Origin of the sequence: Syntrophomonas sp., assembly GCF_028707975.1 — a bacterium.
Taxonomy (GTDB): Bacteria; Bacillota; Syntrophomonadia; order Syntrophomonadales; family Syntrophomonadaceae; genus Syntrophomonas.
In genome coordinates, this window is sequence record NZ_JAQVZX010000173.1 from 1 (window position 1) to 2,695 (window position 2,695).

Consider the following 2,695-nt stretch of genomic DNA (forward strand, 5'->3'; position numbering starts at 1 on the left):
TCTAGTTTATCATCACGTCAAAACGATGGTCTTACCAGCCGCAAATACGTTCCGTGGCAGGCAGCTAGGCTACCAGCCATTAGCACCGCCACCACGGTAGGTCTGAGGACACAAAGGGACTGTCCCCCTGTGCTTCCCTAACTATTATTGTGCTAGTGTTAAATGTTCTTTTTTATATCTTCCAAGCTTTCATAATCCCATATGCCATCAATCATAATATCCAAAGTTGGTGGGTCTAATTCTGATATCCTCGTCTTAAGTTCCTCTGGTAACAATCCAAATTTTTTAGTCAGTAATTTTATAGCAGTTCTTGCAAGAGCATTTACTTCTCCTTCTTCCATGCCTTTTTCCATACCTTTTTCCATACCTTCCTTGAGGCCTTCTTCACGGGCTGACTCAATCCTGGTTATCTGATCACGAATTTCCGCTTCCCTGGCTTCATAAATCATTCTGGCCTTTTCGTCCTGGCTTACTATTTCCAGGATGCTCAAGGCTTTTTTTATCTCCTCATTTTTAGTGGCCAGCATTTCCATCACTCCTTTGGATCTTCCATCAATGAATTCCATCCACTGGGTTACGGGTTCGCTTTCATCCTTTTCCACAGCTTCATCAAAAAGCTTGGGCAGTTCTAAAAAATGTATCTCCAGGATGTCCGTCAGTTGGTAGCCGCTCTCATCTTCAGTCAAGTGGTAGCTGCTGTGCAGTTTATTAAGGGGAATGCATTTGAAGTCTAGTATGTTTATGGTTACGCACTTTTTTAGTACCGCATAACTATCCCCGGCCCGGGCCTGAGAACTATACATTTTACTCCAATAGAACAAGGTTCTGGCTGGCATGAACTGGGTGGGCAGTATTTGAATCTCTATATCTATCTGTTTGCCGGAGCTCATTTTAGCCCTTACATCCAGAATTCCTTTCTTGTCTTCCGCAAATTCTCTTAACAATTCGTTGTTGATTATTTCAATGCCCGCAAATTCCTCTACCGGCATTTTTAACACCGCACTCAGAAAAGCAATCAGTATATCTTTGTTTTTTTCATCACCGAAAATCAGTTTGAATACGAAATCAATCTTAGGGGACATGATAAAGCGATCATCTATCTTTTCCGCTCTTTTTATTTTGGTCACCGCATCACCCCCTTTTATTTACAGTATAGCATGGATATAGCACATTTAAATACACTTGAGCACCCGACCTTGGGGGTCTAGTTTATCATCACGTCAAAACGATGGTCTTACCAGCCGCAAATACGTTCCGTGGCAGGCAGCTAGGCTACCAGCCATTAGCACCGCCACCACGGTAGGTCTGAGGACACAAAGGGACTGTCCCCTGGTGCTCCTGCGACCTGGCTCGGTCGCTCCCGTCCCCGTGGCAGGCCCTAATAGTGTTAAATGTGCTTTTTTATGTCTTCCAGGCTTTCGTAATCTAAAATGCCATCAATCATAATATCCAAAGTTGGTGGGTCTAATTTTGATATCCCCGTCTTGAGTTCCTCTGGTAACAATCCAAATTTTTTAGTCAGCAATTTTATAGCAGTTCTTGCAAGAGCATTTACTTCTCCTTCTTCTATACCTTCTTTGAGGCCTTCCTCGCGAGCCGACTCAATTCTGGTTATCTGATCACGAATTTCCGCTTCCCTGGCTTCATAAATCATTCTGGCCTTTTCATCCTGGCTTACTATTTCCAAAATACTTAGGGCCTTTTTTATCTCTTCATTTTTAGTGGCCAGCATTTCCATCACTCCTTTGGATTTACCGTCAATAAACTCCATCCACTGAATCAGGGGTTCGCTTTCATCCTTTTCTACAGCTTCATCAAAAAGCTTGGGCAATTCTAAAAAGTGTATCTCCAGGATGTCCGTCAGTTGGTGGCCAGTCTCATCTTCAGTCAAGTGGTAGCTGCTGTGCAGTTTATTAAGGGGAATGCATTTGAAGTCTAATATGTTGATGGTTACGCATTTTTTAAGTACCGCATAACTATCCCCGGCCCGGGCCTGAGAACTATACATTTTACTCCAATAGAACAAGGTTCTAGCTGGCATGAACTGGGTGGGCAGTATCTGAATCTCTATATCTATCTGTTTGCCGGAGCTCATTTTAGCCCTGACATCCAGAATCCCTTTTTTATCTTCCGCAAATTCTCTTAACAATTCGTTGTTGATTATCTCAATACCCGCAAATTCCTCCACCGGCATTTTTAATACTGCACTTAGAAAGGCAATCAGTATATCTTTGTTTTTTTCATCACCGAAAATCAGTTTGAATACGAAATCAATCTTAGGGGACATAATAAAGCGATCATCTATGTTTTCCGCTCTTTTTATTTCGGTCACCGCATCACCCCCTTTTATTTACAGTATAGCATGGATATAGCGCATTTAAATACACTTGAGCACCCGACCTTGGGGGTCAAGTTTATCGTCACGTCAAAACGATGGTCTTACCAGCCGCAAATACGTTCCGTGGCAGGCAGCTAGGCTACCAATCATAAGCACCGCCACCACGGTAGGTCTGAGGACACAAAGGGACTGTCCCCTTGTGCTAGTCTTCTTCCATACCTTCCTTGAGACCTTCCTCGCGAGCTGACTCAATCCTGGTTATCTGATCACGAATTTCCGCTTCCCTGGCTTCATAAATCATTCTGGCCTTTTCGTCCTGACTTACTATTTCCAGGATGCTCAAGGCTTTTTTTATCT

Annotated in this window: 2 protein-coding genes; both read right to left on the reverse strand. The window is 43.2% G+C overall.

All coding sequences use genetic code 11. From position 1 onward, the window contains the following. Positions 1-158 precede the first annotated feature (158 nt). On the reverse strand, positions 159-1,127 hold the full coding sequence (locus PHP87_RS11820) for an Rpn family recombination-promoting nuclease/putative transposase (RefSeq protein WP_366942951.1): 969 nt from the start codon (positions 1,125-1,127) through the stop codon (positions 159-161). Positions 1,128-1,387: 260 nt separating this feature from the next. Continuing rightward, positions 1,388-2,332, reverse strand: a complete 945-nt coding sequence (locus PHP87_RS11825; RefSeq protein WP_366942952.1) for an Rpn family recombination-promoting nuclease/putative transposase — start codon at positions 2,330-2,332, stop codon at positions 1,388-1,390. Between the last annotated feature and the right edge of the window lie 363 nt (positions 2,333-2,695).